We start from the raw sequence: 17,965 nt of genomic DNA, 5'->3' as shown, positions 1-17,965 counted from the left end.
GTCATGCCGAGGGCACGCGGATGATCAGGGCGTCGCCCTGCCCGCCGCCGCCGCAGAGGCCGGCCGCGCCGAGGCCGCCGCCCCGGCGCCTGAGCTCGTGGGCGAGGGTGAGGACGATGCGGGCGCCGGAGGCGCCGATCGGGTGGCCGACGGCGATGCCGCCGCCGTTGACGTTGATCCTGTCGAGGGGGACGCCGAGCTCCTTCGCCGACTGGAGGACGACCTGCGCGAAGGCCTCGTTGATCTCCAGCAGGTCGAGGTCACCGGCCGAGAGGCCCTGCTTGCCGAGGGCGTGCCTGATCGCGTTGGCGGGCTGGGACTGGAGCGAGTTGTCGGGTCCGGCGACGTTGCCGTGGGCGCCGATCTCGGCCAGCCAGTCGAGACCGAGCTCCTCGGCCTTCGCCCTGGACATCACAACCACCGCGCAGGCGCCGTCGGAGATCTGCGAGGCCGACCCGGCGGTGATCGTGCCGTCCTTGGTGAACGCGGGCCGCAGCCGCGACAGGACCTCGGCGGTGGTGTCCCCGCGCACGCCCTCGTCGGCGGAGAAGACCACCGGCTCGCCCTTACGCTGCGGGATGGCCACCGGCACGATCTCGTCGTCGAGCGTCCCGTTCTTGATCGCGGCGGCGGCGAGCGCGTGGGAGCGGGCGGAGTACTCGTCCTGCTCCTCGCGGGTCAGGCCGAGGCGCGCGTTGTGCCGCTCGGTGGACTCGCCCATCGCCACCTGGTCGTACGCGTCGGTGAGGCCGTCGAAGGCCATCGAGTCGACGATGCCGGCGGAGCCGTACTTGACGCCCCTGCGCAGGCCGGGCAGCAGGTGCGGGGCGTTCGACATGGACTCCATGCCGCCCGCGACCACGATGTCGAACTCACCGGCGCGGATGAGCTGGTCGGCCAGGGCGATGGCGTCCAGGCCCGAGAGGCAGACCTTGTTGATCGTCAGGGACGGCACGGTCATCGGGATGCCCGCCTTGACGGCGGCCTGGCGGGAAGGGATCTGACCGGCGCCCGCCTGGAGCACCTGCCCCATGATCACGTACTGCACGGCGTCGGGGGCGACGCCGGAACGCTCCAGCGCGGCCTTGATGGCGATGCCGCCGAGCTCGGCGGCCGACAGGCCGGACAGCGAGCCGAGCAGCCGTCCGATGGGCGTACGAGCTCCGGCGACGATGACGGAACCAGACATAAGAGGAGCCTCCCTGGCGGGACTTGGGGCGACTTTGCCACCATACCCATGAGTACATCAGCGATCGCCATGGAGGATGTCCCTATGTTCATGCGCATCGATCATGTGGGAATCGCCTGCCACGACCTCGAGGAGAAGATCGCTCTTTTCGAGCGGATCTTCGAGCTCACGGTGGTGGCCCGTGAGGTGAACACCGAGCAGGGAGTGAAGGAGGCCATGCTGCACATCGCCGACGGCGAAGGCGGTGGATCTTATATCCAGCTCCTCGAACCGCTCGGCCCCGACACGCCGGTCGGTAAGTTTCTCGCAAAGCGCGGTGAAGGTGTGCACCATGTCGCCTTCGGCGTCCCGGATGTCGTGCAGGCCCTGGACAAGATCGGCGGCCGGGGCGTCCGACTGCTCGACGAGCAGCCGCGCCACGGCTCCCTGGGCTCCTCGATCGCCTTTCTTCATCCCAAAGACGTCGGAGGAATGCTCACCGAACTCGTACAGGCCTCGGAAAGGCAAGCCGGGACCACACCGAATGCAAGAAACGCTGATACGTAACAAGTCGCGCATAAAGCCGGACGAGACCGCCAACTCGGCAACGGCGGAGTACGCTGGCGTACCACCGGACGTGGATCCCGCCCCGGCTCCCGCTTCGGATGCCTGAAACCCCCGTCCGGCCCGTGTAGCCGTCTCGACAACCCAGGATCGAGCCTCCATGCAGTCCGACATCGACGCCCAGCTCAACAACTTCTTTGAAGACGCCCCCGCTCGGGAATTCGACGTGGTGCTCCGTGGCTATGACCGGCACCAGGTCCACGACCACCTGAAGCAGATCGACGGCGAGCTTCGGCAGTCCCGGGAGCAGGTTCAGGGCCTGCAGCGGGATCTGTCCGACTCCCAGCGCCAGCTCCAGGAGCAGGAGCGGCCGACCTACTCCGGCCTCGGCGCCCGGATCGAGCAACTCCTCCGCCTCGCGGAGGAGCAGGCGACCGAGCTGGTCCAGGCCGCCAGGTCCGAGGCGAACGAGATCAAGGCGGCGTCCAAGGTCGAGGCCGCCGACCTGCGCGCCGCCGCCGAGAACGAGGCGGCCGAGAAGCGCGCCCTCGCCACCCGCGAGGTCGACGAGATGCGCACCAGCGCGGAGCGCGAGGCCGAGGAGATCCGCTCGACCGCCCGCCGCGAGGCCGACGAGCTGACCGCCACCACCGAGCGCGAGGTCTCCAAGCTGCGCGCCACCGCCGACCACGAGGTGGCCGAGAAGCGCGCCGACTCCGAGCGCGAGATCGCCAAGCTGCGCACCACCACCGAGCGCGAGGTGGCCCAGCTGCGCGCCTCGACCAAGCGCGAGCGCGACGAGGTCCTCACCACCGCCAAGCGCCAGGCCGACGAGATGCGCGCCCAGGCCCAGCGGGTGCTCGAGGAGTCCGAGGCCAAGCGGGCCCAGGACGAGGCGGAGTTCGAGATCCAGCTCGCCGCCCGTCGCGAGGAGGCCGAGCGCCAGGAGGCCGAGCGCCACGCCAACGCGCAGGCCGCGGCCCAGCAGTTGACGGCCACCGCCGAGCAGCGGGCGGCCACCGCCGAGCAGCGTGCCACCAAGGCCACCCAGCAGGCCGAGCAGACCCGCCGCGAGGCCGACACGCACGCCAAGCAGCTGCTGGCCAACGCGCGCAAGAACGCCGACCAGGTCGTGTCCGAGGCCAAGGCGAGCGCCGAGTCCATCGTCTCCGAGGCCAAGGCGGAGTCCGAGCGCAGCCGCTCGGTCGCCCAGCGCCAGGTCGACGAGCTGACCCGCCAGCGCGACAGCATCACCAGCCACCTCGCGCAGCTGCGCCAGCTGCTCGGTGGCGCGCCGCTCCCGGCCGCCGAGCCGGAGCCCGCGATCGCCGCGGCACCGCCGAAGCCGGCCATCCCCGCCGCCACCAACGGCGCCGAGAAGCCGGTCCCCGCGCCCGCCAGGGCCGAGACGAAGGACGACGACGCGGAGTGGTGGCAGGAATAGGCGGCCGCTGACTCCGGGGCGTTGGCGACGGCTACGGGAGAGCCCGGCGACCTTCACGGTCGCCGGGCTCTCTTCCTGTCCCGTCCCCTTCCCCGCCGCCCGCACCGGGTCCCGTGTTGTCCCCGTCCCACGCGTCATCAGGAGCAGCAGTGCCCGAAGCGTCACCGGTGTCCGACGATCCCAGGACCTCCCGGCACGCTCAGGAGACCCCGGATCCCGCCCCGGCGGCCCCCCACCGCTCCCGGGAAACCGGAACCGCGCCCGCGCAGACCACGCGTCTCACGGCCGAGCCTCCGGACTCGGGCCCGGACCCGTCGCCGGCGCCCCCCGGCTCTCCCCAGCGGCCCGACGCGCCCGACGGAGTGCCCGGCCCGCGCCCGGCGTCCGAGGTGTCCCCGTACGAGGTCCCGACCGGTCCCTCCCAGGAGGTCAGGGGTGGTGAGTCTCCCTACGGGCATCCGGGCAAGCCCCTGGCCAAGAGCCCCTTCATCCTCGGCCTGACCGCCGGGATGGGCCTGCTGACCGCGTGGACGCTCTCCCAGGCGCTGGTCACCTCGCGAAGCGTGATCGTCCTGGTCGTGGTGGCGATGTTCCTCGCCGTGGGGCTCAACCCGGCCGTCGAGGCGCTGCAGCGGCGCCGGATGGCCAGGCGCTGGTCGATCTCGATCGTCTTCGGCGGGGTGATCCTCTTCTTCGTCCTCTTCGGCCTGGCGATCGTCCCGCCGGTGAGCCAGGAGGCCTCCTCGTTCGTGAAGGCGGTGCCCGGCTACGTCGAGGAGTTGCTGGCCAACCCGACCCTCAGGGAGCTGGACACCGACTACGAGATCCTGACCAGGATCGGCGCCTACATCACCAGCGGCGGCCTCGCCCAGACCGTGGCGGGCGGCCTGGTGGGCGCCGGGGCCGTGGTGTTCAACGCGTTCTTCTCCGGGGTCACGCTGCTGGTCCTGACGCTGTACTTCCTCGGCTCGCTCCCCTCGATCAAGGACTATCTCTTCCAGCTGGTGCCGAACAGCCGCAGGGAGCGGACCCGCGCGCTCGGCGACGAGATCCTCGACGGCATCGGCGGCTACGTCGCGGGCAACCTGCTGATCTCGGTGATCGCGGGCGTGGTCACCTGGGTGTTCCTCGCGATCCTGGGCGTGGAGTACGCGCTGGCCCTCGCCCTGGTGGTGGCCGTCACGGACCTCGTCCCGCTGGTCGGCGCGACGATCGGCGCGGCGCTGGTGACCCTGGTGGCGCTGCTGCAGTCGGGAACGCTCGGCATCGTCTGCGGGATCTTCTTCCTGGTCTACCAGCAGATCGAGAACTACCTGATCTATCCCCGCGTGATGAAGCGCTCGGTGGACGTGGCCCCGGCGGTCACCGTCATCGCCGCGCTGTTCGGCGGGGCGCTGATGGGCATCGTCGGCGCGCTGCTGGCCATTCCGGTGGCCGCGGCGATCGCGCTGCTCATCCGCGAGGTGGTGATCCCCCGGCAAGCTCGGCAATGAAGCCGGACACCGCCCGGTTGAACGCCTCGGGCTGCTCGATCGCGCTGAGGTGACCGGCCTTCTCGATCACGACCAGCCGCCCGTCGGGTACGGCCTCGACCATCGCGCCCGCGTCGGCGGGCGAGGTGATCTCGTCCTCCTCACCCACGATCACCAGGACGGGCGTCTTGAGCGCCCGCAGCGTGTCGAAGGAGTCGGGGCGGCCCGCCATGGCCCGCTGCGCCCAGGCGACGGCCGTCGGCGGGGCCGCCTGGACCAGCCCGCGCACCCGGCCGAACACCATCGCCCTGCGCCGCGCGGTGGTCTGCCCGACCAGCCCGGGGAGCACCTCCTCCAGCAGGACGGACGTGCCCTCCTCCAGCACCGCGGCGGCGATCCGCTCGCGGTTGGACCTGGCGGCCTCCGGGTCGGCTCCCGCCCTGGTGTCGGCGAGGATCACCCCCCGCAGCCGGTCGGGGTGGCGGCGGCACATGGCCATCGTCACGTAGCCGCCCATGGACAGCCCGCCGACGACCGCGCGGTCCACTCCCTCACGGTCCAGCAGGCGTGCGACGTCGTCGGCCATCACGTCGAGGGATGGTTCGTCCTCGCCCAGCACCGAGCCGCCGAAGCCGCGCAGGTCGGGGGTGATGACCTTGCAGACCGAGGACAGGCCCTCCCGCTGGGCCAGCCACATGGTCGACGACATGGGGAACGCGTGAAGGAGGACGACGGGAAGCCCCTCTCCCGCCGACCGCGTGTACAGCTGCACGCCGTCCACCGTATTCCCGGGACCCCCACCTGACACCCCCGGTTCCGCAACCGTTGATGACGTTGCGGTAACTCCGTCACCAACGAACGGGACCCATCTGGCGATACGGCGACGAAGGTCCCGTGAGAGGCCAGAACCGGGCAGGGTCCTACGAGCCGGGGACCTCGGTGGGCAGGGGGTGGGCGGCCGGATTCACCCGCAGGACGATCTGGTCGAGGACGATGCGCACGTACGGCTCGCCGACCCACAGGTGCTTGGCGTCGTCCACCCCGACCACCTCGGCCTGGGGCACCCTGGCGAAGCGCTCGCGGGCCTGCTCGGGGCGCAGGTAGTCGTCGAACTCAGGGATCATCGCGGTCAGCGGACGCCCGAACCCCGCCCACGCGTCGAGGTCGGCGTCGGTGGCCCGGTGCAGGGGTGGGGAGAGCAGGATCGCGCCCTCCACCAGCGGATCGCGGCCCCACTTGAGCGCCAGCTCGGTGCCGAAGGACCAGCCGAGCAGCCAGACCCGGGGCAGGTCGTGGAATTCGGCGTACTCCAGGGCGGCGGCGACGTCCAGGCGCTCGTCCTCGCCCCCGCCGAAGGCGCCCTGGGAGGTGCCCCGCTCCGAGGTGGTGCCGCGCGTGTTGAACCGCAGCACGGCCAGGTCCGCGAGGGCGGGCAGCCGGTTGGCGGCCTTCTTGTAGACGTGGCTGTCCATCATGCCGCCGTGGGTGGGCAGCGGGTGCAGGCAGACCAGCGTGGCCACCGGGGGCCGGTCGGCGGGAAGGGCCAGCTCGCCGACGAGTGTCAGACCGTCGCCGGTGTGCAGCTCGATCGGCTCCCTGCGCGCGGGCAGCACCGTAGAGGCCCGAATCTCCATGTCTCTCCTCGAATCCGCTTCGGCCGGTCGGCGTCAGCGCCGGTCGTGGCCAGTCGTGCCGGTCATGCCGGTCGTGTCGGTCGTGTCGGTCGTCGCCGGTCAGTATCTGCTTCGGCCGGGACCGCGCCTCACCCGGTTGCTCCAGCACGCGGTGTGCCAGTGCCTGCGCTCGTCCTCCCCGCCCTGCCAGGCGGGCCAGCTGACCAGGTGCGGCAGGCCGGACCTGATCTCCTGGTCGCAGCCGGGGCAGCGGTAGACCTTGTCCGCCGCGCCGCCGGTGACCCGGCGCACCTGCCAGTCGCCGTCGGGCCACTCCTCGGTACGGTCGACGCCGGGCACGGAGCCGCCGACCGGACGGGCGAGGCCCCGGTTGCCGCCACGGTCGAAGGGGTCGGCGCGGCGGGCCCTGCGGGGGCTCACGGCAGGTCTCGGAGACCCCGGGCCCCCGCCGCCTCACAAATGCTCGTCATCGCTCTCCCACCCTGCCCGCCAGTCCGCCCCACATGGCGAACCGCCCGTTCCGGCATCGCAACAGTCTCCCAGAGAGGTAACGGCTACCCAAAAGCCGGGCAGGTAGCCAAAGAACGAAAAGAAAGTACTTGAATGGTAGTTGAGTAGTAAGTACTGTTTGAATACATGAGCAGAGGAGGAGACATGAAGGAGGAGCTGACACCGGAGGAGGCCCTGCGGCGGATCGGCGAGGTCGGCCGGCGCACCCGGAGGCCCGCACGCGTCGTCGGCCTGCTCTACGCGGTCGTCGGCCTGAGCACGGTCGTCTACTGGCCCGTCATGTTCCTCGGCCCCGCCTGGTCCCGGCTCGTCGCCGGGGTGGCGTGGGTCGTGCTGACCGTCCTGTTCGTCGGCTACCTCGGCGGCATGAGGGTCCAGGACCCGGAGGTCACCTGGGCCAACAAGACGAAGGGCCCCGTGACGATCTCGTACGTCGTCCTGGTCCTGGTCGTGTTCGTGTTCGGCACGTTCCTCCTTCCCGGCGAGCCGGGCACCGGCTGGAGCGCGGCTCTGATCGCGCTGGCGGTCTGCGCGAGCGTCCCGCCCTTCTACGCGGCGTGGCGTGTGCTGCGGGCGGAGCGGTGAGCGGAACGAACGGCGCGAACGGCGCGGAGGAGACGGGCCCCGCGAGCCCTGCGGGCGGCGGTGCGGGCAGGGCGGCGCGCGGCGCCGGGAGCGCGGCGGGCGGCACGGGCTCACACCCCCGGCACGACCTCGACGACGTCATCCACGCGCCCGTCCGGCTGTCGATCATGGCCGCCCTGTCGGTCACCGACAAGGCCGAGTTCCGCTTCCTGCGCGACACGATCGAGATCAGCGACTCACTGCTCTCCAAGCACGTCATCACCCTGGAGGAGGCCGGCTACGTGCACGTGGAGAAGGCCTTCGTGGGTAAGCGTCCCCGCACCTGGCTGGCCATCACCGACGAGGGCCGCCGTGCGTTCCATGACTACGTCTCTGTGTTAAAACGCCTCACCGAGGGATCCCCCTGATGATCGAGATAGACGACCTGCACAAACGGTACGGCGACAAGATCGCCCTGGACGGCGTGACGTTCTCCGTGAAACCGGGCGAGATGTTCGGCTTCGTCGGAGCGAACGGGGCGGGCAAGACCACCACGATGCGCATCCTGATGGGCGTGCTCACCAGCGACTCGGGCTCCGTGCGCCGCGACGGCAGGGCCCTGACGTTCGACGACCGGCGCCGGTTCGGCTACATGCCGGAGGAGCGCGGCCTCTACCAGAAGATGAGGGTCGCCGAGCAGGTCGAGTACTTCGGCAGGCTCAGCGGCCTGACCGCGGGCGGGGCGAGAAAGGCCACCGGCGACCTGCTCGAACGGCTCTCGCTCACCGAGCGCGCCGGCGACACGGTGGACGCGCTCTCGCTGGGCAACCAGCAGCGCGTGCAGCTCGCGGTGGCGCTGGTGCACGATCCGGAGGCGCTCATCCTGGACGAGCCCTTCTCCGGGCTGGACCCGCTGGCCGTCGACGCGCTGGCCGAGGTGCTCGCCGAGCGGCGTGCCGCGGGCGTGCCGGTGCTCTTCTCCAGCCACCAGCTTGATCTCGTCGAGCGGCTCTGCGACTCGGTCGGCATCATCTCCGCGGGTCGTATGGTGGCCAGCGGCACGGTCGAGGAGCTGCGCGACCGGGAGGGACGCGGCCGGCTCAGGGTGGTCGTCAGAAACGCCTCCCCCGGCTGGGCCGCGTCCCTGCCGGGAGAGGTCACTGAGAAGGGCGACGAGGTCCTCGTCGCGGGCGTCGACGGCGACGGCCAGGAGATCCTGAGCCTCGCGGTCAAGGCCGGAAGCGTCGAGCACTTCGGCTGGCAGCGCCCCACACTCACCGAGATCTTCAGGGAGGCCGTCGCGTGAACGGGCTGTGGCTGGTCGCGCGGCGGGAGATCGTCACGCGCGGCCGTACGAAGGCGTTCGTCATCGGGCTCGTGATCAGCGCCGTCCTGGTCGCGGCACTGGCGTTCCTGCCCAAGCTCTTCTCCGGGCCCGACTCCTACACCGTGGGGCTCGCCGGACCGCAGTCGCAGTCGCTGGGACCGGCCCTGACCGGCGCCGCCAAGGACGTGAAACTCACCATCCGGGAGTTCCCCGACGAGACCGCCGCGAGCGGCGCGGTCACCGCGGGCGACGTGGACGCCGCCGTGGTGGACGGCCGCAGGGTGCTCGCCGACGGCGAGGTGGACCGCGAGCTCGGCCTGCTGCTGGAGACCGCGAACCAGGCCGCCCAGACCCAGAGGCAGCTGTCCGAGGCGGGCCTCGACCCGGCCAAGGTGGCCGCCGCCATGCGGGTCGCCCCGCTGGAACAGGTCTCCGTCGGTGCCGACGCCCGCTACGCGGGCGTGCGGATAGGCATCGCGTCCCTGCTGGTCATGGTGCTGTTCTTCCTGCTCATCTACTCCTCCATGTACGTCGCCATGGGCGTGGTCGAGGAGAAGGGCAGCCGGATCGTGGAGATCCTGCTGACCTCGGTCCGCCCCTGGCAGCTGCTCGGCGGCAAGATCGTGGGACTGGGCGCGCTCGCGCTGGCCAACATGGTCGTGATCATCGTGGCCGGTCTCGGCGCGGCGGCGGCGACCGGCCTCGCGGCCGACCTGCCCCCGGGCATGACGGGCATCGTGGTCAGCGCCCTGTTCTGGTTCGTTCTCGGATACGCGTTCTTCGCCGCGATGGCGGCGGCGCTCGGGTCGCTGGTGTCCAGGCAGGAGGACGCGAACAGTGTGCTGACCCCGATGACGATGCTCATGATGGTCGCCTACCTGGTCGCCTACTTCGCGGCGGTCCAGCCGAACAGCCCGGTGTCCAGGATCCTGTCGCTGGTGCCGCCGTTCTCCTCGATGGTGATGCCGGTCAGGATGGCCGGGGGTGAGGTGCTCGCCTGGGAGATCGCCGTGGCGGCGGCCCTGATGCTCCTGGCGACGGTGGGCACCCTCGTGCTCGGCGCGCGCATCTACAGCCGCGCGGTCCTGCGTACCGGTGCCCGCGTCAAACTCTCCGACGCGATGCGCTGACCCGGCCCCTCGACGTGACTTCCCGAACCGTACGGCTCGGGAAGTCACGTCCCCGCTCGCCAGGCCGTCCAGGGCCATCTGGTCATCGGACCGTCCGGACGGCCGTCGAGTCATCGGGCCGTCCGGACGGATCACGGGGATCCGGGCTCTGTCCGGCCGATAGGGTTCGGTCATGCGTCTGGTCATAGCGCGGTGCAGCGTGGATTACGTCGGGAAGCTCACCGCCCATCTTCCGATGGCGCCCCGGCTCATCCTCATCAAGGCCGACAGCAGCGTCTCCATCCACGCCGACGATCGGGCCTTCAAGCCGCTCAACTGGATGAACCCGCCGTGCAAGCTCCGCGAGGAGGAGGGCACCTGGACGGTGACCCACGGCAAGACCGGCGAGAAGCTCGTCCTCACCATGGAGGAGATCATCCACGACACCAGCCACGAGCTGGGCGTGGACCCGGGCCTGATCAAGGACGGGGTCGAGGCCCACCTACAGGAGCTGCTCGCCGAGCACATCACCACCCTGGGCGCGGGCTGGACGCTCGTCCGCCGCGAGTACATGACGGCCATCGGCCCCGTCGACATCCTCTGCCGCGACCACACGGGCGCGTCCGTCGCCGTGGAGCTCAAGCGCCGCGGGAACATCGACGCGGTGGAGCAGCTCACCCGCTATCTGGAGCTGATGAACCGCGACCCCCTGCTCGCCCCGGTCGCCGGCATCCTGGCCGCCCAGAGCATCGCCCCCCAGGCCAAGACCCTGGCCGAGGACCGCGGCATCCGCTGCGTCACCCTCGACTACGACGAGCTGCGCGGCATCGAACGCAACGACACCCTGTTCTGACCGCCCCCGGCCCTCGCCGGTTCCACACGCTCCGCGCGAACCAGGCTCAGACTGTGTCTCCCGGGGCGCCGCCCCGGCCCCCGGGCGAAGGGCCTTCCGGCCCATCGCGCTCCCCGGCCGTTCCGCGATTCCCCCGACGACGGTTCCCCGACGACAGTTGCCCTGACGACGGGGGAACAGCCGATCGTACGGCTGGATGAAGGCCGTGACCCGGTGCCGACCCCTGGATGCCGCCAGGGCTCAAAGAAGATCCACGAAACGGAATCCGACGGCCGTTACGGCGTGCCGAACTCGCCGTCCAGCACTCCGCCCAGGAACGCCGACCACTCCGCAGGAGTGAAGACCAGGGCGGGGCCGTTCGGGTTCTTGCTGTCGCGCACGGCGATGACACCGGGCAGGTTCCGCGCCACCTCGACGCAGGCACCACCTTGACTGTTGCTGCGCGCGCTCTTGCGCCACTCGGCGCCCGACAGGTCTACAGGCTGATCATCGACCGACATTCCCGTGTCCCTTCTCCCCAGCGTTCACCGCTCAAGCTCGGCCGCGATTTTCGCGATGAGCGTTCTTGAAGCCTCTACAGGCAGTGCGGCTGCGCGCAAATGGTCAAACATCAGCGTATATCGCTCGACTTCTGGAGTCTTCTCCAAATACAGGGTGCCAGTGGTGTACTCGATGTACACCACATCGGGGTCGTCCGACCCGAAACTCAGCACGTGGAACGGGCCGTCCATCGCGGCGTGCGCGCCAACCGAGAACGGCAGGACCTGCAGCGTCACGTTGCGCAGCTCGCTGGTCTCGACCAGCCGCGATAGCTGCTCCCGCATGGTCTCCGGCCCGCCCACCATGCGGCGGATGGCCGCCTCGTTGACGACCGCCCACAGATGCGGCGCCTCGGGACCCGTGAGGAGCTGCTGCCGTGCCAGACGGACGGCTATCCGCTGCTCGATGTCCTCGTCGCCGATCAGCCCGGCCCGATATACCGCGCGGATGTAGCTCTCCGTCTGGAGCAGGCCGGGCACGAACTCGGCCTCGTACACCCGCAGTGACGTCGCCTCGGACTCCAGGCCCACGTACGCCTCGAACCAGTCGGGCACCGCCTCGCCGTACGTGTGCCACCACCCGCGCTGCCGCGCCTCGCGGGCGAGTGTCAGAAGCCGGTCGGATTCCGGTGCCCGCACGTCGTAGACGGCGATCAGCGCGCGGACGTCGCTCGGCTGGATCGCGCGGCGGCCCGTCTCGAAGCGGCTGAGTTTCGTGGCGTGCCAGTCGATCTCGGCCGCGACCTGGTCGATCGTCAGCTCGCGTTCCTCGCGAAGACGGCGCAGCTCGGAGGCGAGCCGCCGACGGCGGACGGTGGGGCTGTAGCGACGGGTGGCCATCGGCACCTCTTCCATGGGCCACAGTGTGGCAGGCGATCATGAGCTGGAAATAATTTTAAGAGAGTTGCCATTTGGCAGTTGCCAGAAAGCAGCCACAGCAGCAACACTAGCCATGCTCGCACCAGGTAACGCGGCACACGCCGATACCGAACTACTCTCAGCAACGATTCGGTCACGCGTGGGGGAAGTTCCGTGTTCAAGAGCGCGCGGCCGGTGAGCGAAGCAGGAGGGCCTTCCTCGCCGGTCGCGCCCCGTGAACCACGCGTCCGTCAGTACGACGACTTCAGTCGGAACGAGAAGCGCCGCCGGACGCGCCACCACCAGAGGAATCCGGATGGTCGACCTCACGATGCGACGACAGAACCGCCTAGAGCTCTGTGTACACCCCGGCGCCGCCTTTCTCGCGCGCATGCATGTGCGCCGGACACTGATCGGCTGGGAACGGCGGGATTTGCTGGACACCGCCGGGCTGATCGCCTCCGAGCTGGTCACGAACGCCATCAAGGCGACGGGCGACATCACCGTCTCCCACGAGGAGGCCATGCTCTCGCCCGACCTGGTGACGATCGGCATGTATCGAACCGGCCCGTACGTCGTGATCGAGGTGTGGGACGGCGACCGCACACCCCCCGCCCCGAAGAACCCCTCCGACGACGAGGAGGGTGGGCGCGGCCTGCTGCTCGTCGAGCTGATGTGCCGCGGCTGGGGTTACCGGTGGCCGGTCACGGGCGGCAAGGTCGTCTGGTGCGTGATCGCCGCCGATCCCGGCCACACACCCGGCGGCAAGAGATCGCGTACCGAGGGATGACAAGGCCCCGCGTCCTCCGTTCGGTGGACACGGGGCTCCATCGAACGTTGGTGCCGCGCGAACCGTACGGACGTGACAATTGGGGGCATGGAGGACATAGCGGTAAGAGTGCGAGGCCTGACGAAGCGCTACGGCGACGTTCAGGCCGTCGGGGGGATCGATCTCGACATCCGCGCGGGCGAGGTGTTCGCGATCCTGGGCCCGAACGGGGCCGGGAAGTCCACCACGGTGGAGATCATGGAGGGGCACCGCACCCGGGACGCCGGGGAGGTCAGCGTCCTGGGTGTCGACCCCGGCAGGCCCACCCGCGCGTGGCGTTCGCGGATCGGCATCGTGCTGCAGACGGCCAACGACGTGGCCGAGGCGACCGTACGGGAGACAGTGCGGCACTTCGCGGGCTACTACCCCGGCGCCAAGGACCCGGACGAGGTGATCGAGCTGGTCGGACTGACGGAGAAGGCCGACCAGCGCATCCGGAAGCTCTCCGGCGGCCAGCGGCGCCGGGTGGACGTCGCGCTGGGGGTGATCGGCAACCCGGAGCTGCTCTTCCTGGACGAGCCGACCACCGGCTTCGACCCGGAGGCCCGCAGGCAGTTCTGGGAGCTGATCGAGGGCCTGACCCGCGACGGCACCACGATCGTGCTGACCACCCACTACCTGGACGAGGCCGAGGCGCTGGCCAACCGGGTGGCCGTGGTCGCCGGGGGGCGGATCGTGGCCGAGGGCGAGCCCAAGACCCTGGGCGGCAGGGCCACCGCCAAGGCCGTGGTGAGCTGGTCCGACGCGGGTGAGCGCCACTCCCTGGAGACGGACACGCCGACCAGGACCGTCCTGGAGCTGACCCGCCGCTTCGACGGCGAGGTCCCCGAGCTGGCCGTGACCCGTCCCACCCTGGAGGACGTCTACCTCCGCCTCATCGAGACCCCTGCCTGATCATCCCCGTACGAGCGTCGACCGATCCCCCGAGGTGATCAGCCAGATGAGCCAGACCCTTGCCCGACCTTCCGCCCCGGCCCTCAGTGCCGGACTACCTTCCGTGATGCGACTGGGGCTGTCACGGACGGTCATCGAGAACAGGATGTTCTTCCGCGAGCGGGACGCGGTGATCTTCACCTTCGCCTTCCCGATCATCATGCTGGTGCTCTTCGGTTCGATCTTCTCGAACGACCTGGAGGGAACCGGCCTGACCGTCTCACAGCTCTACGTGGCCGGGCTCATCGGCACCGCCACGATGACGGGGTTCCAGAACCTCGGGATCAACGTCGCGATGGACCGCGACGACGGCACGCTCAAACGGCTGGCGGGCACCCCGCTGCCCCGCACCTCCTATTTCATGGGCAAGGCCCTCAACACCCTGTTCGTCTCCTTCCTGCAGATTGTCATCCTGCTGGCCATCGGCGTCGCGCTGTTCGGCCTGGAACTGCCGTCGGAGGCGTCCAGGTGGGTGACCTTCACCTGGGTGTTCGTGCTCGGCGTGATCGGCTCGTCCCTGCTCGGGGTCGCGATCAGCAGCCTGCCCCGGTCGGCCAAGAGCGCCAGCGCGGTGATCGCGATGCCGTTCGTGGTGCTGCAGTTCATCTCCGGGGTGTTCATCCCCATCGGGCAGCTGCCGCCCTGGCTGGTGAACATCGCCTCGGTCTTCCCGCTCAAGTGGATGTGCCAGGGGTTCCGGTCGGTCTTCCTGGGGGACGCCGGAGTCACACTTGAGGTCGCGAACTCGTACGAACTCGACCGGGTCGCCCTGGTTCTGGGAGCCTGGGCGATCGGAGGACTGGTGCTGTGCCTGATGACGTTCCGCTGGAAGAGCCGCCGCGACGGGTGAGCTCCGCCCGCCGGCCCAAGCCCCCCGCCCGGTCGGCCGGCCCCCACGCGTGGCAGTCGCTGCGCGGCTGGGAGTCGCTTCTCGCCCTCGGGCTCCTCCTGCCCACCTGGACCGCGCTCAGCGGCGACGCGCCCGTGAGCGAGAAGGTGATCGTGGCGGGCTGCCTGGTCGCGATCCTGCCGCTCTACGTCCTGCTGGGCCGCCCGGCGATCGTCGGCGAGGACCGGTTGCGGGGGACGATCTACATCGTCCTGCTGATCGCGCTGTTCACTCCCCCGGGGCTCACCGCGTCGTACGCGACGTTCGCCCTGTTCGGGCTCTGCCCGCAGTGCTTCATGGTCTTCCCCGCCAGGCGGGCGATGATCGCCGTGATCGCGCTGAACCTCTCCGCGATGATTCGCTACCTGTTCCTGGTCGAGGGCGCGGAGCCGTTCAACTTCCTGGTGGTCACCACGATCGTCGTCGTCTTCTCCGCCACGTTCGGGGTCTGGATGGAGCGGATCACCCGGCAGAGTGAGGAGCGGGCCGCGCTCATCAAGGAGCTGGAGAGCAGCCGGGCCACGGTGTCGAAGCTCTCGGCCGAGCGCGGGGCACAGGCTGAGCGCGAGCGGCTCGCCGGGGAGATCCACGACACCCTGGCGCAGGGCTTCACCAGCATCATCATGCTGATCCAGGCGGCCGAGGCGCAGCCGGACCCGTCCCGTCACCTGGCGCTGGCCGTCCAGACGGCGCGGGAGAACCTGACCGAGGCCCGCCTGCTGGTCACCACGCTGAGCCCGGCCCCCCTGGACGACTCGACCCTGGACGAGGCGCTGCGGCGGCTGACGAACCGGCTCGGCGAGGAGACGGGCCTGTCCACCGGGTTCGAGGTGTACGGGGAGTCCCGGCCGCTGAGCGCCCCGGCCGAGGTGGTGCTCGTCCGCGCCACCCAGGAGGGCCTGGCCAACGTGCGCAAGCACGCGGACGCGGAGTCCGTCGCGGTCTCGATCGCCTACCGGGACGGCTCCGTACGGCTGGAGGTGCGCGACGACGGACGCGGTTTCGAGCCGTCCGGCGGCCAGGGGTACGGCCTGCGGGGCATGCGCGCCCGCGTGGAGCAGGTCGGCGGGACCCTCTCCGTGACGGGACTCCCCGGTGAGGGGACGATCCTTGAGGTGGTCGTCCCCACCGACCGGCCCGTCCTCACCTCCGACGACCTCCCGGGCCTCACGGACCCGCCCGATGTCCCCGGCGACCCCCGCGACCGGGCCGGCCCCTCCGACATCCCCGCCGGCCGAACCGGCCGGGGCGACGGCACCGACCGGCTCGGCCGCCCCAGCCAGAGAGTGTGACACATGCTTCGCGTGATGATCGTCGACGATCACCCGGTGGTCCGCGAGGGCCTCCGGGGCATGCTGGAGGCCGACCCCGGGATCACGGTGGTGGGCGAGGCGTCGTCGGGGGACGAGGCCGTCGTGCGGGCCGGGGAGCTCACGCCGGACGTGATCCTGATGGACCTGCGCATGCCCGACGGGGACGGGGTGAGTGCCACCTCGCGCATCCTCGCCGGGCGGCCGGAGAGCCGGGTGGTCGTGCTGACCACCTACGAGACCGACGCCGACATCGTACGGGCGGTCGAGGCCGGTGCGGCGGGGTATCTGCTCAAGGACACCTCCAGGGCCGACCTGCTCGCCGCGATCCGCTCGGCGGCGCGCGGGGAGACCGTGCTGTCGCCGTCGGTGGCGACCAGGCTGGTCACCCGGATGCGGGCTCCGGTGGCCGAGTCGCTGTCGCCGCGCGAGACCGAGGTGCTCTCCCTGGTGGCCCGGGGACTGACCAACGCGGAGATCGGCAGGGCCCTGTTCATCAGCGAGACCACGGTCAAGACCCACCTGCTGCGCGTCTTCGGCAAACTCGGCGTCTCCGACCGCACCGCCGCCGTGACCACGGCCCTGGACCGGGGCCTGCTCACCCGCTAGGCGCGTGCAGAGCTTCCCGCTCCCACTGGCGTCGTGGTTGTGTGTGCAGCCGCCAGTAGTGCTCAGCGATGTCATCCGGGTCGAAGTCGGTGCCGGGGGCAACCGGGCCGGCCACGGTGACGCTCGCCACGTGCACCCCGGAGGGCCCGTACTCCTGGTCGAGCAGCGTGACCAGGGTTCGGACGCCTGCCTTGCCCAGCGAGAGGCTCACGTATTGCGGCTTGGGCTCGGGCATGCCGCCCGTGATGAGGAACGTTCCGCTGCCGCGTGCCGCCATCGCGGGCGCGACGTGGGCGGCGGCGTTGAGCGCGCCGACCACGTTCACCGCCCACGCCTCCATGTGAGCGCGTACCGACAACTCGCCTGGCGCGTCGGCCTGGATGATCGCGGCGTTGTACACGACGACGTCCGGCACGCCGTGCTCGCTGACAGCTTTGTCGAGCGCGGCGTTCAACGCGGCCTGGTCGGTGCTGTCGGCCTCCACCATGACAACCGGAACACCGTGGGAAGCAACCGCCTCGGCCACGGCACGCAGCGTCCGCCCGCTCCGGGCGATCAGCGTGATCGGCAGTCCTTCCCTGGCGAGTCGGCGAGCCACGGCCTGTCCGATCCCCGGACCCGCACCAATGATCACTGCACTCGGCATCGACATCTCCTCATTTTTTGTGATCAGCGATACTTGGGACGGTAAAGCGTCACATCCATGTGAAGGTCAAGCGAAAGGAGTCGAATGCGGATCGGCGACCTGGCTCACGAGACCGGGGTGCACAGGCGACTGTTGCGCTACTACGAAGAGCAGGGCCTGCTCAGGCCGGTCCGGCTGGTCAACGGCTACCGTGAGTACACCGAGACGGACATCGCGACGGTGCGCCACATCCGCGCCATGCTCGCCGCCGGGCTCCCCACCGTGGTCATCGCCCGGGTCCTGCACTGCGTCCACGATGATGACGAACTGATGGTGTCGTCCGGCTGCCCGACCTTCATCGAGGACCTGCGGCGCGAACGCGTTCGCATCGTCGAGACGATCGCTCAACTCCAGAGCTCCCAGGGGATGCTGGATGCGATCCTCGACGCGGCGCTACAACAGGCGGCAGATGTGCCACGCGAGCCCGTCCCGTGACCGAGCACCGACTCCGGCGCGACCGAACTCCGTGATCGCACTCTCACCCGCCCCGACACCACCGGCGCCCTGCGTCATTGCCACCACACGAGCCGGAACCGGCCCTCCAACGGCCCTCCGACCCCGGAAAACGCGAAATCCCGTCCGGCCGCGACAAACCTCACCGCGCTCCCCTCGCGGGCGAGAGGGAACTTGACCGACTACTCAGACTTGTCACCTTCTTGCACCGAGGA

The 17,965-nt window shown here is 70.2% G+C and carries 21 protein-coding genes; 14 read left to right on the top strand and 7 right to left on the bottom strand.

The window, feature by feature from the left end; genetic code table 11:
- Window position 1 precedes the first annotated feature (1 nt).
- Window positions 2–1,189, bottom strand: coding sequence for an acetyl-CoA C-acetyltransferase (locus OG587_RS15930; protein ID WP_329091037.1), 1,188 nt, complete (start codon window positions 1,187–1,189; stop codon window positions 2–4).
- Between the two features lie 84 nt (window positions 1,190–1,273).
- On the opposite strand from OG587_RS15930, the gene mce reads away from it, so the two are divergent.
- The 3 genes from mce to OG587_RS15915 all read left to right on the top strand — a co-directional run bounded on the left by mce (window position 1,274) and on the right by OG587_RS15915 (window position 4,669).
- Entirely contained in the window at window positions 1,274–1,735 is a 462-nt protein-coding gene (gene mce, locus OG587_RS15925; protein WP_329091035.1) for a methylmalonyl-CoA epimerase, read from the top strand.
- Window positions 1,736–1,892: 157 nt separating this feature from the next.
- Complete coding sequence (locus tag OG587_RS15920; RefSeq protein ID WP_329091033.1) at window positions 1,893–3,176, top strand: DivIVA domain-containing protein; 1,284 nt, start codon at window positions 1,893–1,895, stop codon at window positions 3,174–3,176.
- A gap of 149 nt (window positions 3,177–3,325) precedes the next feature.
- Window positions 3,326–4,669: an AI-2E family transporter gene (locus OG587_RS15915; protein ID WP_329091031.1), complete on the top strand. Its 1,344-nt coding sequence runs from the start codon at window positions 3,326–3,328 to the stop codon at window positions 4,667–4,669.
- On the opposite strand, the gene OG587_RS15910 is transcribed toward OG587_RS15915, so the two are convergent.
- From OG587_RS15910 to OG587_RS15900, 3 genes are all read right to left on the bottom strand, one after another.
- Window positions 4,629–5,420 (bottom strand): alpha/beta fold hydrolase, encoded by a 792-nt coding sequence (locus OG587_RS15910; protein WP_329091029.1) that lies wholly within the window; start codon window positions 5,418–5,420, stop codon window positions 4,629–4,631. The two genes, OG587_RS15915 and OG587_RS15910, sit on opposite strands and share 41 nt — an antisense overlap.
- A gap of 148 nt (window positions 5,421–5,568) precedes the next feature.
- The gene (locus OG587_RS15905) at window positions 5,569–6,282 is read right to left on the bottom strand and encodes an alpha/beta hydrolase (RefSeq protein WP_329091028.1); all 714 of its coding nucleotides are present in this window, start codon (window positions 6,280–6,282) and stop codon (window positions 5,569–5,571) included.
- A 99-nt stretch (window positions 6,283–6,381) separates the two neighbouring features.
- Entirely contained in the window at window positions 6,382–6,702 is a 321-nt protein-coding gene (locus OG587_RS15900) for an ATP/GTP-binding protein (protein ID WP_329091026.1), read from the bottom strand.
- Between the two features lie 234 nt (window positions 6,703–6,936).
- On the opposite strand from OG587_RS15900, the gene OG587_RS15895 reads away from it, so the two are divergent.
- The 5 genes from OG587_RS15895 to nucS all read left to right on the top strand — a co-directional run bounded on the left by OG587_RS15895 (window position 6,937) and on the right by nucS (window position 10,645).
- A complete protein-coding gene (locus OG587_RS15895) occupies window positions 6,937–7,377 on the top strand; it encodes a hypothetical protein (protein WP_329091024.1) in 441 nt (146 codons plus the stop codon).
- Entirely contained in the window at window positions 7,374–7,784 is a 411-nt protein-coding gene (locus OG587_RS15890) for a winged helix-turn-helix domain-containing protein (RefSeq protein WP_329091022.1), read from the top strand. Before OG587_RS15895 ends, OG587_RS15890 begins: the two co-directional genes overlap by 4 nt.
- Window positions 7,784–8,662, top strand: a complete 879-nt coding sequence (locus OG587_RS15885) for an ABC transporter ATP-binding protein (protein ID WP_329091021.1) — start codon at window positions 7,784–7,786, stop codon at window positions 8,660–8,662. The genes OG587_RS15890 and OG587_RS15885 overlap by 1 nt, the downstream gene beginning before the upstream one ends.
- On the top strand, window positions 8,659–9,813 hold the full coding sequence (locus tag OG587_RS15880) for an ABC transporter permease (RefSeq protein ID WP_329091019.1): 1,155 nt from the start codon (window positions 8,659–8,661) through the stop codon (window positions 9,811–9,813). The genes OG587_RS15885 and OG587_RS15880 overlap by 4 nt, the downstream gene beginning before the upstream one ends.
- A gap of 172 nt (window positions 9,814–9,985) precedes the next feature.
- On the top strand, window positions 9,986–10,645 hold the full coding sequence (gene nucS / locus OG587_RS15875; RefSeq protein WP_329091017.1) for an endonuclease NucS: 660 nt from the start codon (window positions 9,986–9,988) through the stop codon (window positions 10,643–10,645).
- Window positions 10,646–10,920: 275 nt separating this feature from the next.
- Here nucS and OG587_RS15870 read toward each other — a convergent pair whose 3' ends face one another.
- A complete protein-coding gene (locus tag OG587_RS15870) occupies window positions 10,921–11,145 on the bottom strand; it encodes a DUF397 domain-containing protein (protein ID WP_329091016.1) in 225 nt (74 codons plus the stop codon).
- A gap of 24 nt (window positions 11,146–11,169) precedes the next feature.
- Window positions 11,170–12,039: a DUF5753 domain-containing protein gene (locus OG587_RS15865; RefSeq protein WP_329091014.1), complete on the bottom strand. Its 870-nt coding sequence runs from the start codon at window positions 12,037–12,039 to the stop codon at window positions 11,170–11,172.
- A 394-nt stretch (window positions 12,040–12,433) separates the two neighbouring features.
- Here OG587_RS15865 and OG587_RS15860 point away from each other — a divergent pair, with 394 nt between their 5' ends.
- The 5 genes from OG587_RS15860 (at window position 12,434) to OG587_RS15840 (ending at window position 16,612) form a co-directional block, all read left to right on the top strand.
- On the top strand, window positions 12,434–12,832 hold the full coding sequence (locus tag OG587_RS15860) for an ATP-binding protein (protein WP_329091012.1): 399 nt from the start codon (window positions 12,434–12,436) through the stop codon (window positions 12,830–12,832).
- 87 nt (window positions 12,833–12,919) lie between these two features.
- Entirely contained in the window at window positions 12,920–13,765 is an 846-nt protein-coding gene (locus tag OG587_RS15855; RefSeq protein WP_329091010.1) for an ABC transporter ATP-binding protein, read from the top strand.
- A 106-nt stretch (window positions 13,766–13,871) separates the two neighbouring features.
- Window positions 13,872–14,654 (top strand): ABC transporter permease, encoded by a 783-nt coding sequence (locus tag OG587_RS15850; RefSeq protein ID WP_329091009.1) that lies wholly within the window; start codon window positions 13,872–13,874, stop codon window positions 14,652–14,654.
- The gene (locus OG587_RS15845; RefSeq protein WP_329091007.1) at window positions 14,612–15,985 is read left to right on the top strand and encodes a sensor histidine kinase; all 1,374 of its coding nucleotides are present in this window, start codon (window positions 14,612–14,614) and stop codon (window positions 15,983–15,985) included. Before OG587_RS15850 ends, OG587_RS15845 begins: the two co-directional genes overlap by 43 nt.
- A 3-nt stretch (window positions 15,986–15,988) precedes the next feature.
- Complete coding sequence (locus OG587_RS15840; RefSeq protein ID WP_329091006.1) at window positions 15,989–16,612, top strand: response regulator transcription factor; 624 nt, start codon at window positions 15,989–15,991, stop codon at window positions 16,610–16,612.
- Here the strand turns inward: OG587_RS15840 and OG587_RS15835 are convergent.
- A complete protein-coding gene (locus OG587_RS15835) occupies window positions 16,602–17,258 on the bottom strand; it encodes an SDR family NAD(P)-dependent oxidoreductase (protein WP_329091004.1) in 657 nt (218 codons plus the stop codon). The two genes, OG587_RS15840 and OG587_RS15835, sit on opposite strands and share 11 nt — an antisense overlap.
- Before the next feature lie 84 nt (window positions 17,259–17,342).
- Between OG587_RS15835 and OG587_RS15830 the strand changes: the two genes are divergently transcribed.
- The gene (locus OG587_RS15830) at window positions 17,343–17,732 is read left to right on the top strand and encodes a MerR family transcriptional regulator (RefSeq protein ID WP_329091002.1); all 390 of its coding nucleotides are present in this window, start codon (window positions 17,343–17,345) and stop codon (window positions 17,730–17,732) included.
- Window positions 17,733–17,965: the final 233 nt, after the last annotated feature.

Source organism: Streptosporangium sp. NBC_01469 (assembly GCF_036227305.1).
In the GTDB taxonomy this organism is placed as follows: domain Bacteria; phylum Actinomycetota; class Actinomycetes; order Streptosporangiales; family Streptosporangiaceae; genus Streptosporangium.
The sequence above is the reverse complement of the archived record's forward strand: the minus strand, read 5'-3'. Positions and strand labels throughout refer to the sequence as shown.

Bases quoted from the DNA above. Each gene is read 5' to 3' on its own strand.
- OG587_RS15860 (WP_329091012.1), top strand. From the start codon at position 12,434: ATGCATGTGCGCCGGACACTGATCGGCTGGGAACGGCGGGATTTGCTG.
- OG587_RS15855 (WP_329091010.1), top strand. From the start codon at position 12,920: ATGGAGGACATAGCGGTAAGAGTGCGAGGCCTGACGAAGCGCTACGGC.
- mce (WP_329091035.1), top strand. From the start codon at position 1,274: ATGTTCATGCGCATCGATCATGTGGGAATCGCCTGCCACGACCTCGAG.
- OG587_RS15835 (WP_329091004.1), bottom strand. From the start codon at position 17,258: ATGCCGAGTGCAGTGATCATTGGTGCGGGTCCGGGGATCGGACAGGCC.
- OG587_RS15920 (WP_329091033.1), top strand. From the start codon at position 1,893: ATGCAGTCCGACATCGACGCCCAGCTCAACAACTTCTTTGAAGACGCC.
- OG587_RS15840 (WP_329091006.1), top strand. From the start codon at position 15,989: ATGCTTCGCGTGATGATCGTCGACGATCACCCGGTGGTCCGCGAGGGC.
- nucS (WP_329091017.1), top strand. From the start codon at position 9,986: ATGCGTCTGGTCATAGCGCGGTGCAGCGTGGATTACGTCGGGAAGCTC.
- OG587_RS15830 (WP_329091002.1), top strand. From the start codon at position 17,343: ATGCGGATCGGCGACCTGGCTCACGAGACCGGGGTGCACAGGCGACTG.
- OG587_RS15905 (WP_329091028.1), bottom strand. From the start codon at position 6,282: ATGGAGATTCGGGCCTCTACGGTGCTGCCCGCGCGCAGGGAGCCGATC.
- OG587_RS15895 (WP_329091024.1), top strand. From the start codon at position 6,937: ATGAAGGAGGAGCTGACACCGGAGGAGGCCCTGCGGCGGATCGGCGAG.
- OG587_RS15865 (WP_329091014.1), bottom strand. From the start codon at position 12,039: ATGGAAGAGGTGCCGATGGCCACCCGTCGCTACAGCCCCACCGTCCGC.
- OG587_RS15850 (WP_329091009.1), top strand. From the start codon at position 13,872: ATGCGACTGGGGCTGTCACGGACGGTCATCGAGAACAGGATGTTCTTC.
- OG587_RS15870 (WP_329091016.1), bottom strand. From the start codon at position 11,145: ATGTCGGTCGATGATCAGCCTGTAGACCTGTCGGGCGCCGAGTGGCGC.
- OG587_RS15930 (WP_329091037.1), bottom strand. From the start codon at position 1,189: ATGTCTGGTTCCGTCATCGTCGCCGGAGCTCGTACGCCCATCGGACGG.
- OG587_RS15885 (WP_329091021.1), top strand. From the start codon at position 7,784: ATGATCGAGATAGACGACCTGCACAAACGGTACGGCGACAAGATCGCC.